The sequence below is a fragment of the Amycolatopsis sp. NPDC003865 genome (assembly GCF_053605345.1).
On sequence record NZ_JBSGJA010000009.1, the window covers coordinates 143,676 to 157,679 of the forward strand.

The window sequence follows — 14,004 nt, forward strand, 5'->3', positions numbered from 1 at the left end:
CCGATCGAGGGAATCCGTGGACCGGAAGTGCGGGCCACGGGGTAGCCCACCCGCGGCGGCTCGCCGGTGCGGCGGTGGCTCGGCGCGCTGGGCTGCGGGCCGCCGTGGCTCGGCCAGGCGGGTTGCCGGCGCATCGCCGCCGCGCCTGCTCCGCCGCGGCCCGGCCAGGCGAGTTGCCGGCGCCCCCCGCCCATCGACCGCAGCCCCGCCAGCCGCCTCACCAGCACGCCCACCCGCCGCGGCCCGGCCAGGCGGGTTGCCAGCGCAGCGCGGCACTCGTCCCGCCAGCCCCGCCGCGGCATCGCCAGCTGCCTTACCGGCGCAGACAGCGGCCTCGCCGCGGTCCCCGTCTACTCAGCCGGGCAGGGCGCCCGTCGCCGCTGGGCGGTGCGGGTCTCGGGACCAGTGGGACCACGAGCCCGCGTACAGGCCCGCGCCCGGGTGGCCTGACAGCTCTAGTGCCAGCACCACCGAACTCGCCGTCACGCCCGAGCCGCAGTACGCGCCGACCGGCTCGCCCGGGCGCAGGCCCAGGTCCGCGAAGCGGGCGGCCAGCTCCTCCGGTGTGCGCCAGTGGCCGTCGTCGGTCGTGTGGCCGGCGAACGGGGCGTTCACCGCCCCCGGGATGTGTCCCGCCCGCGGGTCGACCGGCTCGGTCTCGCCCGTGTAGCGCGGGTTCGCGCGCGCGTCCAGCAACAAGCCGTCGCGGGCCAGGGCCGCCGCCTCGTCCGCGTCGAGCACCGGCATGCCGCCCGGCCGGACCGTGATGTCGCCCGGCTCGGGTGTCACCTGCTCCGTGCTCACCGGGTGGCCGCCGGCGGTCCACGCAGCGTAACCGCCGTCGAGCACCGCCACCTCGTCGTGGCCGGCCCAGCGCAGCAGCCACCACGCCCGCGCGGCCACCGAGCCGTCGGCGTCGTCGTAGACCACCACCGGCGCGCCCGTCCGGACGCCGGCGGCGCGCAGGTCGCGCTGCAGGTCGGCCGGGTCGGGCAGCGGGTGCCTGCCGCCCTCGCCCGGCTCGGCCGCGAGCACGCGGTCGAGGTCGGTGAACACCGCGCCGGGCACGTGGCCCTCGCGGTAGGACTCGGCGCCGGGCGGACCGGCGAGCCGCCAGCGGACGTCGAGGACCACGGGCCGGTCCCCGGCCGGGCCGGCCAGCGCTGCGGCGAGGTCGGTGGTGCTGATCAGCGGACGCATGCCTCCCATCTTCCAGCGGCCGCCCGCCCGGCCGCGCCGGGGTGCGGACATATCCGTCACCGGCGGGTTGTTACCCCCAAGGCCCGCCGCCGCTGTCGGGGTCAACGACTACGATGAGCAACGCGGACGAAGGGGACAGCGTGAACGATCTCATCGACACCACCGAGATGTACTTGCGTACGATCTACGAGCTCGAAGAAGAAGGTGTCGTTCCGCTGCGCGCCCGCATCGCCGAGCGCCTGCAGCAGAGCGGCCCGACCGTGAGCCAGACCGTCGCCCGGATGGAGCGCGACGGCCTCGTCGTGGTCGCCGACGACCGGCACCTCCAGCTGACCGACCACGGCCGCGAGCTGGCCATCGCCGTCATGCGCAAGCACCGCTTGGCCGAGCGCCTCCTCGTCGACGTCATCGGGCTCGAGTGGGAGCACGTGCACAACGAGGCGTGCCGGTGGGAGCACGTGATGAGCGAGGCCGTCGAGCGCAAGCTGGTCAAGCTGCTCGACCACCCGACCACCTCCCCGTACGGCAACCCGATCCCCGGTCTGGACAAGCTGGGCGACGGCGACCCGGCCCCGCCCGCGGAGGCCGACCTCGTCCGGCTCGACGAGTTCGCCCGCACCGGCGGCGGCCGCGTCGAGATCCGGCGCATCGCCGAGCACGTCCAGCTGGACGAGTCGCTGATGACCGAGCTCAAGTCCGTCGGCATCGTGCCGGGCGGCACGGTCACCATCGGCAAGGCCAACGGCGGCACCGTCGAGGTCACCGGTGGCGAGACCACCGCCCAGGTCGCCAGCTCCGCGCTGCACGCCGTCCTGGCGCAGGCCAGGTGAGCCCCGCTTCGGAGGCCGTGGCGGCGTTCCGCACGGTCCACGGCGGCGCGCCCGCCGGCGTGTGGTCCGCGCCCGGGCGCGTCAACCTGATCGGCGAGCACACCGACTACAACGACGGCTTCGTGCTGCCGTTCGCCCTGCCGCACCGGCTGGCCGCCGCGGCGTCACCCCGCGAGGACGGCGTGCTGTCCGTGGCCACCCTGGGCGACGACGGCCAGCTCCAGCGCTCCGGCGAGCTCAAGATCGCCGACCTGGCGCCGGGCACGGTCGACGGGTGGGCCGCGTACCCGGCGGGGGTCGCCTGGGTGCTGCGCGACCAGGGCTTCACGGCCGGCGCCGACCTGGTGATCGCCGGGGACGTGCCGTCGGGGGCGGGGCTGTCCTCCTCTCACGCGCTCGAGTGCGCGGTGTCGCTGGCGCTGCTGGGCCTGGCCGGGCTGGAGCTCGGCGCACCCGGCGACCGCGTTCCGACGCGGCCCCAGGTGGCGCGGTGGGTCCAGCGCTCGGAAAACGACTTCGTCGGCGCGCCCACCGGCCTGCTCGACCAGACGGCGTCCCTCTGCTGCACCGAGTCCCACGTCCTGTTCCTCGACGTGCGCTCCGGCGAGCAGGAGCAGGTGCCCTTCGGCCTGGCTGACGCCGGGCTGCAGGTGCTGATCATGGACACCCGCACGAAACACTCGCACGCCGAAGGCGGGTACGGCGAGCGGCGCCGCGGCACCGAGCGCGCCGCCGAGCTGCTCGGCGTGAAGGCGCTGCGCGACATCACCGTCGAGGGGCTCTCCGCGGCGCTCGACCGGCTGCCCGAGGACCTCGCGCCACTCGTCCGGCACGTCGTCACCGAGAACCAGCGGGTGCTCGACACGGTGGAGCTGCTGCGCGCCGGCCGGCTGGCCGACATCGGCCCGTACCTGGACGCTTCGCACGTCAGCATGCGCGACGACTACCGGATCTCCACGGCCGAACTGGACCTCGCGGTCGACTCGGCGCGGGAGGCCGGCGCGCTCGGCTCCCGGATGACCGGTGGCGGCTTCGGCGGCTCGGCGATCGCGCTGGTCCGCGACGCCGACCTGGACGGGGTCAAGGCGGCCGTCGAAGCGGCGTACGAAAAGGCGGGCTACCGGCGGCCGCGGATGTTCACCGCGGTGCCGTCGCGCGGCGCCGGCCGCGACGAGGTCTGAGACCCCGGGCGGACCCGCACGCTGCCGAGGGGGAAGACTGCGGAGCACAGTCATCACCCTCGGCAGGAAGGCTTGGACGTGTCGGAGCAGAGCAACGCCCTGAAGCTGGTCGTGACGGGCGGAGCCGGGTACGTCGGCAGTGTCTGCGCCGCCCGGCTCATCGAGGCCGGGCACCAGGTCACCGTCGTCGACGACCTGTCGACCGGCCACGCCGACGCCGTCCACCCGGACGCGCGGTTCATCGAGGGCGACGCCGCCGAGGTGGCGGGCAGCCTGCTGCGCGAGGGCTTCGACGGCGTGCTGCACTTCGCGGCCAAGTCGCTGGTCGGCGAGTCGATGACGGAGCCGGCGAAGTACTGGGAAGGCAACGTCGTCACGTCGCTGCGGCTGCTCGAGGCCATGCACGAGCACGGCACGCCGCGCCTGGTGTTCTCCTCGACGGCGGCGACCTACGGCGAGCCGGAGCAGTCGCCGATCCCGGAGTCCGCGCCCACCCGGCCGACCAACACCTACGGCGCCACGAAGCTCGCCATCGACGCCGCGATCACCAGCTTCGCCACCGCGCACGGGCTGGCCGCGGTCAGCCTGCGGTACTTCAACGTCGCGGGCGCGTACGGCGCGTTCGGGGAGCGCCACACCACGGAAACCCATCTCATCCCCCTCGTCCTCCAGGTCGCCACGGGCGACCGCGAAAAGATCCAGATCTTCGGCGACGACTACCCGACGCCGGACCACACGGCGGTCCGCGACTACATCCACGTGGTGGACCTCGCGGACGCGCACCTGCTGGCGCTGAAGAGCGCGACGGCGGGTTCGCACCGGATCTACAACTTGGGCAACGGCACGGGGTTCTCCGTTCTGCAGGTGATCGAGGCTTGCCGTGAGGTGACGGGCCACCCGATCCCGGCGGCGGTGGCGCCGCGACGGGCGGGCGACCCGTCGGTGCTCGTGGCGGCCAGCGACCGGGCCCGCGAGGACCTGGGGTGGAAGCCGGAGCGGACCGAACTGGCGGGGATCGTCCGAGACGCCTGGGAGTTCACCCAGTCCCGGCGCGGCGCTCAAGGCTGAGGTCGCGGATGGCGGGCCGCGGCCGGCGTCGGCCGCGGGCCTGACCGCCGCCGGGCCGGCGACGGTCAGGCGCGGCTTGAACCGGTCACGGCGCCGTGCGAGGCAAGCCGGCGGGATCAGGGTGGCGAAGGCCCCTCATGTCTCGTCTCCCACGAACTCCGCGTAGCCACAAGCGATACTCACCGGCGAGCCGGCACCCGGCTCTTCGAAATCCGGTGGCTCCAACCCGAACCCGGACAGGCCTTCCGGATCCGCCGCCAGCGCCAGCCCCAGCAACTGCTCGGGTGGCATGCCGCGCTGCAGCACCGTTCTCAGCAACCCGGCCAACACGTGGTCCTGATTCGCCTCCAGCGCGTTCTCCAGGGCCATTCCCGCGAACGCCCCGTCGCCGCGCATGAAGGCCGTGTAGCCCAGCAATGTTGCCGCTTCGGCTCGCTCCGGGGCCGGGAGTTCCTGGACCAGCGTCAACCACATGCGCTCCGCCTCGCGAGCCTGCGGGGTGTGGGGCGGGACCGCCATGCCCAGGCACGCGTCGCGGATTTCCGGGAGCGTCAACGCGCCGGCCAGCAAGACCGCTTGCTCGTCCGTCGGCGGGCCCGCGCCCCGTCGTTGGCGCTCGAACGCCGCCCGGATCACCGAAGCCGCCTCGGCCACGGAAGACGGTTCCGGCCAGGACGACGCCGACATCCCGGACAGCGACGCGTTCCGCCGCGCCACGGCCTCCGGGGACCGCGGAGCCAGCAGCGCCGCCAGTTCTTCCCGGCTGTCGAACGCCACCCAGCCCGCTTCCGTCGCCCATGCCGCCGTCACCGTCGCCCGCGGATCCGGGAGCTCACCGGCGCAATCCTTTGCCGTGTAACAACTCCAGGGCGCTCCCCCGGTGATGTCCGCCGCCCACAACGTGTGCAACAGCGGGATGCCGAGCTCGTCGAGCGCCTCCGCCAGTGCGGCCGCGAAACCCGCGTGCGGTGGCGGGCCGCCGGGTCTTCGCTCGCCGCCGATCAGCACCAGCGTCACGGCCGTCGGCGGCGACAGCACGAACCTCGCCGCGAGCGCACGGGCCTGCCGGGTCCGGTCTTCCGGGTGCGGGAGATCGCCGCGCAGGACCAGGCCTACGCGGCCGGCGCGGTGGCCGATGAGGACGACGGAGTTCGCGGGCCGGAACCCGATCAGGTACGGGAGCGCGGCCAGCAGCTGCGCGGGGCTTCGGAGGTCGATCGGCGGCCGGCCGGCCGGGGTGGAAGTGGTCATGCCTCCAGCGTGGGGCAGGACGGGCCCGGCTGGGGCGGTGGCGGCGAATCTGTGGATGGCCAGGGCCGATGTGGACGGAGTCGCCGCGGACGGCGCCCGGGCGGCGGTTTTTGTCGGTGGGGCGGGCTAGGGTGCCCGGCCCCACCGACCGCCACGGCCTCAGCCGCAGTGCTCGAACCCGCTCTCGTAGGTGTTGCTGCCGACCGATCCGCCCCACTTCACGCAGGTGGCGGCGGCGGTCTTCTTCACCGGCCCGGCGTAGTAGGTGAAGCTGCCGGAGTCGGTCACCCGCGCCGAACCTTCGACCTCCAGGAACGCCGAGACCGGGCTGGCCGTGCCCAGCGACGTCGCCTTCAGCGTCGTCACGCAGTTCGCCTTGGTCGAGGAGTTGTACAGCAGGTACGCCGTGCCCGAAGAGTTCGCCAGCGCCTGCTGGTCCACGACGGAGAAGCCGTCGCCGCAGACCTCTTCGGCGGAGTACGGGTTGCCGCCGCAGTTGTTCTTGCTCGTGAAGTTCGTGTGGCCGTAGTACGGCACGGCGACGCCGTTCAGCTTCGCCTTCTGCACCACGCCGTCCAGCCGCTCCTCGAAGTGCAGGTGCGGGCCGGTGACGCCGCCGGTCGCGCCGGCCTTGCCGATCTCCTTGCCGAGGCCCACGGACTGCCCGACCGAAACCTCCTGGGCCGACAGGTGCGCGTACCGGGTGCGCCAGCCGCCGCCGTGGTCCAGTTCGATCCACTTGCCGTAGCTCGTGCTGCCTTCGTCGGCCACCCGGGTCACCGTGCCGGACGCCGCGGCGAGCACGGGCATGCCGGTGATGCCGTCCTTCTGGAAGTCGACCGAGTACGCCGGGCTGTGGCCGCTGAACGTCGCCGCGGTCACGGTGACCCCGCACTTGAACGGCACCTGGAAGTTGGGCGCGGCCGACGCGGGTGCCTGGCCGGCGAGGGTGAGGCCGAGCGCGGGCAGCGCCGCGGCGGCGGCGAACACGGCGAGCCGTCGCAACCTGGACATGGGGCTTACCTCCTGACAAACGGGACAGCTTGACTCCACGAAGGGAAGCTCCCGTCGGTACATTTTCCGTACAAGCACCCGCGGAGGACACCCGGAATGACGCCCCCACGACCCCGGTTCCCCACGGCGCAGGGCTGGCTGCGCTGGGGGCTCGTCGCGGTGCCGATGGTCACCGCGATGCCCCGCGCGAACGCGCTCGCCTGGGTCCTGATCGGAACCACCCTCGTCCTCGCGATCCCGATGCCGTGGATCGCCGACCTCGGCGCCCGGAGGACGTCGGCGGTCCTGTCGCTCGCCGTGATCGCGTCCGCGGGCGCGCTGTGGGTGGCCCTGCCGGGCAGCTGGGCGACGGTGGCGATGTTCAGCACGACGTTCTTCGTGGTGCTGCGGCAGTCCCCGGTGCCGGCCGTGCTGGCGGTCGTGCTGAACGCCGCGCTGATCACCGCGGCCTGGGTGGCCCACCAGGACCACTGGGAAAGCGCCCTGTCGACGTATGCGGTCCTCGCCGTGATCGTGCTGATGGGGCTGAACCGGCGGACGCGCAACGCCCGGGTCGAACAGACCGAGCTGGCGCTGGCCCGCGCCCAGACCGCCAACGAGGAGCACGCCCGCGCGGCCGCCCTCGCCGAACGCGCCCGCATCGCCCGCGAGCTGCACGACGTGCTCGCGCACTCGCTGGCCGGGCTTTCCCTGAACCTCCAGGGCGCCCGGCTGATGCTGGTGCGCGACGGGGCGAGCCCGGACGCCGTCGCCCAGATCGAACGGGCGCAGAAGCTGGCGTCGGACGGCCTCGCCGAGGCCCGCAAGGCCGTGGCCGCGCTGCGCGAGGACGCCGTTCCCGTCGAACGCGCGATCGCCGACCTGCTGGCCGCCTACCGGCTCGACAGCGGGGCGCGCGCGGACCTCAAGGTCGAAGGCGAGCCCCGCGAAGTCGACGCGGCGGTCGGCACCGCGCTGGTTCGCGCGGTGCAGGAAGCGCTGGCGAACACGCGCAAGCACGCGGCGCAGGCCGACGTCGACGTCACGCTGGACTACGCCGACGGGTCGGTGGAGCTGACCGTGGCCGACCGGCAGGGCAGGCGCCCGCCCGACGCGCCGGCCGCAGGCTACGGTTTGCGCGGGATGAACGAGCGGGTCGCGCTGCTCGACGGGCGCCTGGACAGCGGGCCGGGGGAGGACGGATGGCGGATTCACCTGACGGTGCCGGCGTGAGCTTGCGCGTCGTGCTGGCCGACGACCAGGCGGTGGTCCGGGAAGGCCTGGTCACGCTGCTCGGGCTGCTGCCCGGCGTCGAGGTGGTCGGCGCCGCCGGCGACGGCCTGGCCGCGCTCGACCTCGTCGCCGAGCACCACCCCGACGTCGTCCTGGTCGACCTGCGGATGCCGCGCTGCGACGGCGTCGAAACCACCGAGCGGATCCGCGCCGGGCACCCGGGCACCGAGGTCGTCGTCCTGACCACCTACGCCGACGACGAGTCGCTGCTGGCCGCGTTGCGCGCCGGCGCCCGAGGTTTCCTCACCAAGGACGCCGACGCCGAAACCATCGCGCGGGCCCTGCGCTCGGCGGCCGCCGGGCTGTCCACAGTGGACGGCGAGCTGCAGCGGCGGCTCGTCGAAGCCGCCACCCGCAGCACGCCCCGGCGGGTCAAGGAGGTCGAAGGCCTGACCGCCCGCGAGATCGAGGTGCTGCGGCTGATCGCGGCGGGCCTGTCGAACACGGAGATCGCGCGCACGCTCGTGGTGAGCGAGGCGACCGTGAAGACCCACGTGAACCACCTGTTCACCAAGGCCGGGCTGCGCGACCGCGCGCAGGCGGTCGCGTTCGCCTACCGGGCGGGCATCGCGGACTGACTCATCCCGCGGGCGAAATGTTCGCGTTGTGGTGGAACACGTTCCGCGGGTCGTACTGCGCCTTGATCCGCGCGAGCCGCTCGTACTTCGCGGGCCCGTAGGCCGTCCGGACGCGGTCCTCCTCGTAGTCCGCCATGAAGTTGACGTAGCCGCCCGTGTTGGCCGCGAGCGGCGTCAGCGCCGTCCAGAACTCCCGCACCCAGGCCCGGTCGGCCGCGAAGGCCTCCGGCTCGGGGGCGACCGCGGAGATGCCGATGACGAGGCCGGGACGTCGCGAGCCGCCGAAGGCCGTCGCCTCGTCGTCCACCGCGTGGTACGCGCCGCGCATCGGGAAGATCGGCATGATCGACATCGGCGAGGTCTTCCGCGGCAGGTGGTCCGCGATGACTTCGATGACCTCGTCGCTGAACCCGTCGGCGTAGACCGCCTTCTCGTAGCCGAGGATGCCCCACGGCGCGGAGTCGTCGATCATCCGCTGCAGCTCGACGTACGGGATCGGCGAGACGAACTCGAACAGCGGCGCCGGCCCCGACCGCGCCGGCCGGACCGCCTCGGCGTGCTGCTCCTCCCCCGCGAAACCGGCGATGAGCAGGGCGTAGCCGGGGCGGAAGTGGTGCTCCTCGGGGACGAACGGCGCCGGCGGCGCGTTGAGCCCGGCGACCAGCGTCCCCATCTCCGCCGGCAGCGTCTCGAGCACCTCGCGGACGTGGCGCAGCGCGGCCGCCCCGTCTTCGGCCGCCCAGAAGAACAGGCCCAGGTGGACGATCGGGCCGACCGGGTGCAGGCGGAACTCGAACTCGGTGACGACGCCGAAGTTGCCGCCGCCCCCGCGCAGCGCCCAGAACAGGTCGGGGTGCTCCTCGGCGGACGCGCGCAGGACCTCGCCGTCGGCGGTGACAACCTCGGCCGAAAGCAGGTTGTCGCAGGACAGCCCGTGCTTGGCGGTGAGCCAGCCGAAGCCGCCGCCGAGGGTGAGGCCGCCAACTCCGGTGTGGCTGATCGTGCCGCCGGGCACCGCGAGCGCGTGCTCCTGCGCGGCGGCGTCGACCTGCGCCCAGGTCGCCCCGCCGCCGACGCGCGCGGTCCGGCGCTCCGGGTCGACGCTGATCGCCTGGAGGGAGCTGAGGTCGACGCAGACGCCGCCGTCCACGACCGCGGCGCCGCCGAAGTTGTGGCCACCTCCCCGCACCGAGACGTCCAGCCCGGCTTCGCGGGCGTACGCGAGCGCCGCCGCGACGTCGGCGGGCCCGGCGGGCTGCACGACGACAGCGGGACGGCGGTCGATTTCCCCGTTCCACACCGATCGGGCGACGTCGTAGCCGGCGTCGCCGAGGGTGAGGAGAGTTCCGGTCAGCTGGGCGCGCAAGCTCGCCAAGGTGGGTTCGGCGGTCGAGGTCATGGCGGTTTCCTCTCACAACGGACAGAGCCCCCATAAGTCGCCTGACCTGCAAAGATCGTTACAGTGCGTGATCTTCAGCCGCGCGGGAGGAGACGCTGCGTGAAGCCCGCCGCGGCCAGCCTGCCGAACGCCCGTTCCACGCCGGCCGGGACGGGCTGCGGGATCGCGAAGCCGCGCGCCGCGTACTCGGTGATCCGCTGGGTCTCGCCGACGAGCATGCTGACGACGCGGTCGACGTCCTCTTCCCCGGTGACGTGGTCCTCGAACGAGGCCGCTTTCGACGCGCAGACGACGTCGACGCCCGGCCAGAGCCGCTTCGCCGTCGCGTAGGCCCGGCGCTGCTGGTACGGCCGCGTCACCAGCGTCACGGACCGGATCTCCCGCCCGGCCAGCAGCCGCCGGGTGTTCGCGATGTTCTCGCCGGTGTTGCGGGCGGCGGGCTCGACCAGGATCACGTCGTCGGGCACGCCCAGCTCCAGCGCGATTTCGCGGTAGTGCACCGCTTCGCCGCGCGGGAAGCGGTCCACCGTCGTCGGCGCGTTGGCGCCGGTGAAGACGACGAGCGGGAAGCGCCCGGCGTGGAACAGCTCGGCGGTGTGGACGGCGACGCCGGGATCGCGGCTGCCCAGCCCGATCCCGACGTCGGAACGCCGGGGTTCGTGCCGCAGGTCGTGGTACTCCCACAACGTGCGGACATCGGCGTCCAGGTGTTCCGGCAGCATCAGCCGAACGCGGCTCGCAGCGCCGGCTTGCCGCCCGTCACCGGCAGCGTCACCGACGACTTCGTCAGGTCGAGGGCCAGCCCCGCGCCCGGCTTGGGCCGCAGCGTGTAGTCGTGGTCGCTCGACGCCAGCAGGAACTCCAGCCGGTGCCCCGCCGCGAGGACGTAGTCCTTCGGCATCAGCTCGACCCCGATCCGGTAGGTCTGTCCCTGCGTGATCGGCTCGGTGCGGGCCGGGGACGTGCGGTTCTGCGGGTCGGTCCAGCCGCGGCTGATGATGTGGGACGTGCCGTCGGGAGCGCGGTCGAGCAGGATCGCCGAGACGTTAGCCGCGGGCCGGTCGAACGCCAGCGCCAGGTCGGCGCGCGCGGTGCCGGAGAGGCGTACGGACTGCTTCGCGGCCGAAGTCGCGTACAGCAGCCGGTTGCCGGAGGACGCGAGGCCGGCCAGCTGCTCGATCGTCTTCGACGAGTCGTCGGCGAGGGTCTCGACGGCCGCTGTGCCCGGCACCGGGTTGCGCGTGTCGATGGTGCCCTTCGACTTGCCGCCCGGCCAGGGGTAGACGCGGACCTCGGCCGTCGTCGGCGCCGGCCAGTCCGCTTCGTCGACCCAGGACAGGTCCTCGCGCTGGATCGTCGCCTTCGGCTCGTTCTGGATGCCGTTGTCGATGCCGTAGAGGTAGTGCGACATCCACTTGTTCAGCGTCGCGAGCCAGACGTCGCGCCGCAGCGAGTACGGGTCGGCGTGGCCGGACTGGTGCAGCCAGATCTTGTGCTCGACGCCGTGCGCCTTCAGCGCGTCGTACCACTCGGCGACCTGGTCGGTCTTGACGTTCCAGTCGTTGAGGCCGTGCACCGCGAGCACCGACGCGTGCACCTTTGCGACGTCGTTGCGGTAGTTGCGGACGTCCCAGAACGGCGTGTAGTCGCCGGTCACGCGGTCCTGGTCGCGGGTCAGCCCGTCGATCACCGGGCGGCAGACCTGCCGGTCGGCCCGGGTGTAGACGTACTCGGCGAGCACGTCGGCGTCCTCGCCCTGGTAGCCGCCGGCCGCGACGACGGCGCCGTCGTTGCGGTAGTACTGGTACCAGCTGGAGATCGCGGCGATCGGCACGATCGTCTCGAGGCCCTCGACGCCGGTGCTCGCGACGGCGTTCGGCAGCGTCCCGTTGTAGGAGACGCCCATCATGCCGGTCTTGCCGGTGCTCCAGTCGGCCTTCGCGGCGACGCCGTTCGCGTCCTTCGCGGCGGTGCGGCCGTTGAGCCAGTCGACGACCGAGCGCGCGCCGATCGTCTCGTTGACGTCACCGGTGGTCGGGCAGCCGGTCGAGAGGCCGCTGCCGAGCGACTCGCCGTACACGACGGCGAACCCGCGCGCGGTGAAGTAGTCCTGGTAGCGCCAGGTGATCGGGGTGGCCGGGCCGACGCCGTGCGCGGCGACGCGGGGGCCTTCCGGGCCGCGGGCGTACCCGGGCGCGTAGAGCTCGACGTCGACGTCGTGGTTCGCGATGTCGTTGCCGCCGGCGTAGTACGGGCTGGCCTGGTAGACGACGGGGACCTTCAGGCCCTGTTGCGTCGCGCGCGGGCGGACGACCTGGGCGTGCACGAGGTCGTCTCGGCCGTCGTGGTCGCTGTCGACCGGCGCGGTGACCCAGACGTCTTCGCGGACGACGTCGGCCGGGTCGAACACCGGCTGGGCCTGGCCGCCGGTGAAGACCGGGGCGGGCGGCGCGGCTTCGGCGGCGACCGCCGTGAGCGGCAGCGCGAGGACGGCGGCGAGCACGACTGCGGCTTTCATCAAACCCCCAAGCCGGGCGAAGCGGACGACTGTCGAGACTTCCGTTCCGGCCGCGGGAGTGTCAAGAGACTAACGTCGGGGGCATGCCGACCGTGGAAGCGCCGATCGCCGCCGTGACCGTCTACCCGCAGCAGGCCCGGATCACCCGCCGGGGCCGCGTATCGCTCGACGGGGGTCCGCGCGTCACGTTCGCCGGGCTTCCCCTGTCGCTCGACCCCGGCTCGGTCCGCGTCACCGGCACCGGCCCCGCGCTGATCGCGGGCGTGGACATCCGCACCGAGCGGCACGCGTCCCCGGCCGACACCGCGTTGCGGGCTCTGGTGGAGCAGCGGCGTGCGGACCAGGCGACGCTCGACGGCGTCGTGGACGACGAAGCGGCCGAAGCGATGAAGGTGGATCTGCTGACTTCGCTCGCGAAGCGCAGTGGTGGCAGCTTCGCGAAGGCGCTGGCGGCGGGGACCGCCGAGCCGTCGCGCGTCGCCGAGGTCACCGATGCGCTGAGTTCGCGTCTGGCCGCGGCGTTGAAGGCCCGTCGAGTGCTTTCCGACCGGATCACGCGGCTGCGGGAGGACCTCACTGCTTTGGATCGGCGGATCGAGTCGCACAGCGCGCGGTCCGAAGAGGACAGTACTTCGGTGGTTGTGGAGCTGGAGATCTCGGACACTTCCGCTTCGGCGGAGCTGGAACTGTCCTATGTCGTCCCGGGGGCGAGCTGGGAGCCGGGGTACGACGTCCGGGTTCGCGGCACGGACGTCACGGTGATGTCGTACGGGCTGGTCAGCCAGCACACGGGCGAAGACTGGCCGGAGTGCGAACTCGCTTTGTCGACCGCGCGGCCGGCGGTGTCGGTGGTGGTGCCGGAACTTTCGCCGTGGTACCTAGACCGCGTCCTCCCGAATCCCGGGGGGCCCGCACTTCCGGCGGCCGCGTACGGCGGTTCGGGTGGCGGGATCCCGGAGGGAGCGCGTCTTCGGAGTTTCACCGCTGCTGCCGCGCCCATGGCACCCAAGTTGGCTTCGGTCGAGCAGGGCACGACGGCGGTGACGTATCGGCCTTCGCGTCCGGTGGCGGTGCCGTCGGGGGCCCAGGGGCACCGGACGACGTTGGCGCAGTTGGATCTCACGGCCTCGCTGGGGTACGTCACCGCGCCGGTGTTGGCCGAGGAGGCGTACCTGCGGGCCACAGTTGTCAACACGTCGTCGTTCGCTTTGCGGCCGGGGCGGGCTTCGGTGTTCCATGACGCGGAGTTCGTTGGGACTACTTCTTTGGAGGCTTGGGCTCCTGGGGAGGAGCTGGAGCTGGCGTTGGGGGTCGACGACCGGATCCGGATCGAGCGTGAACTGGTGCGGCGGACGGCTTCGAGGGCGACGTTGTCGGGGCAGAAGCGGCGTGAGGCCGAGTACAAGATCTCGGTCGGGAACCACGGGCCTCGGGAGGCTGTGGTCACGGTGCTCGATCAGGCGCCGGTTTCGCGGGACGACGGGATCACGGTCCGGGATGTGAAGGCGTCGCCGGAGCCGGTGGAGACTTCGGAGCTGGGCGAGTTCGCGTGGAAGTTGACCTTGGCGGCGGGTGAGACCGGTGCAGTGAAGCTGTCTTACCGGGTGGATGTCGCGAAGGGCGTGGAGCTGACGGGCTGGCGGGAGTGAGCCGTGCCCGCCGCTCAATGCGTTCGGCGTACTGATTCGGTGTG

General features: G+C 72.9%; 12 protein-coding genes. 6 read left to right on the top strand and 6 right to left on the bottom strand.

The features are described 5' to 3' along the window. Positions 1–354: 354 nt before the first annotated feature. Positions 355–1,200, bottom strand: coding sequence for a sulfurtransferase (locus ACWEVP_RS22305; RefSeq protein WP_452064484.1), 846 nt, complete (start codon positions 1,198–1,200; stop codon positions 355–357). Positions 1,201–1,313: 113 nt separating this feature from the next. On the opposite strand from ACWEVP_RS22305, the gene ACWEVP_RS22310 reads away from it, so the two are divergent. The 3 genes from ACWEVP_RS22310 (at position 1,314) to galE (ending at position 4,279) form a co-directional block, all read left to right on the top strand. After that, positions 1,314–2,030, top strand: a complete 717-nt coding sequence (locus ACWEVP_RS22310; protein WP_364445806.1) for a metal-dependent transcriptional regulator — start codon at positions 1,314–1,316, stop codon at positions 2,028–2,030. Further along, positions 2,027–3,211, top strand: a complete 1,185-nt coding sequence (gene galK, locus ACWEVP_RS22315) for a galactokinase (RefSeq protein ID WP_452064485.1) — start codon at positions 2,027–2,029, stop codon at positions 3,209–3,211. Before ACWEVP_RS22310 ends, galK begins: the two co-directional genes overlap by 4 nt. 78 nt (positions 3,212–3,289) lie before the next feature. After that, a complete protein-coding gene (galE, locus tag ACWEVP_RS22320; protein ID WP_452064486.1) occupies positions 3,290–4,279 on the top strand; it encodes a UDP-glucose 4-epimerase GalE in 990 nt (329 codons plus the stop codon). Positions 4,280–4,414: 135 nt separating this feature from the next. Here galE and ACWEVP_RS22325 read toward each other — a convergent pair whose 3' ends face one another. Beyond that, on the bottom strand, positions 4,415–5,530 hold the full coding sequence (locus tag ACWEVP_RS22325; RefSeq protein ID WP_452064487.1) for a DUF4192 domain-containing protein: 1,116 nt from the start codon (positions 5,528–5,530) through the stop codon (positions 4,415–4,417). 159 nt (positions 5,531–5,689) lie between these two features. Beyond that, positions 5,690–6,544, bottom strand: a complete 855-nt coding sequence (locus ACWEVP_RS22330; protein WP_452064488.1) for a M23 family metallopeptidase — start codon at positions 6,542–6,544, stop codon at positions 5,690–5,692. 96 nt (positions 6,545–6,640) lie between these two features. Here ACWEVP_RS22330 and ACWEVP_RS22335 point away from each other — a divergent pair, with 96 nt between their 5' ends. Beyond that, entirely contained in the window at positions 6,641–7,756 is a 1,116-nt protein-coding gene (locus ACWEVP_RS22335) for a sensor histidine kinase (RefSeq protein WP_452064489.1), read from the top strand. Further along, positions 7,753–8,394 (top strand): response regulator, encoded by a 642-nt coding sequence (locus ACWEVP_RS22340; RefSeq protein WP_452064490.1) that lies wholly within the window; start codon positions 7,753–7,755, stop codon positions 8,392–8,394. The genes ACWEVP_RS22335 and ACWEVP_RS22340 overlap by 4 nt, the downstream gene beginning before the upstream one ends. Position 8,395: 1 nt before the next feature. On the opposite strand, the gene ACWEVP_RS22345 is transcribed toward ACWEVP_RS22340, so the two are convergent. The 3 genes from ACWEVP_RS22345 to ACWEVP_RS22355 form a co-directional block, all read right to left on the bottom strand. Further along, entirely contained in the window at positions 8,396–9,793 is a 1,398-nt protein-coding gene (locus tag ACWEVP_RS22345; protein WP_452064491.1) for an FAD-binding oxidoreductase, read from the bottom strand. 74 nt (positions 9,794–9,867) lie between these two features. After that, positions 9,868–10,515, bottom strand: a complete 648-nt coding sequence (locus ACWEVP_RS22350; protein WP_452064492.1) for a YdcF family protein — start codon at positions 10,513–10,515, stop codon at positions 9,868–9,870. Beyond that, a complete protein-coding gene (locus ACWEVP_RS22355; RefSeq protein WP_452064493.1) occupies positions 10,515–12,311 on the bottom strand; it encodes a Xaa-Pro dipeptidyl-peptidase in 1,797 nt (598 codons plus the stop codon). Before ACWEVP_RS22355 ends, ACWEVP_RS22350 begins: the two co-directional genes overlap by 1 nt. A gap of 83 nt (positions 12,312–12,394) precedes the next feature. Here ACWEVP_RS22355 and ACWEVP_RS22360 point away from each other — a divergent pair, with 83 nt between their 5' ends. After that, positions 12,395–13,960 (top strand): DUF4139 domain-containing protein, encoded by a 1,566-nt coding sequence (locus ACWEVP_RS22360; RefSeq protein WP_452064494.1) that lies wholly within the window; start codon positions 12,395–12,397, stop codon positions 13,958–13,960. Positions 13,961–14,004: the final 44 nt, after the last annotated feature.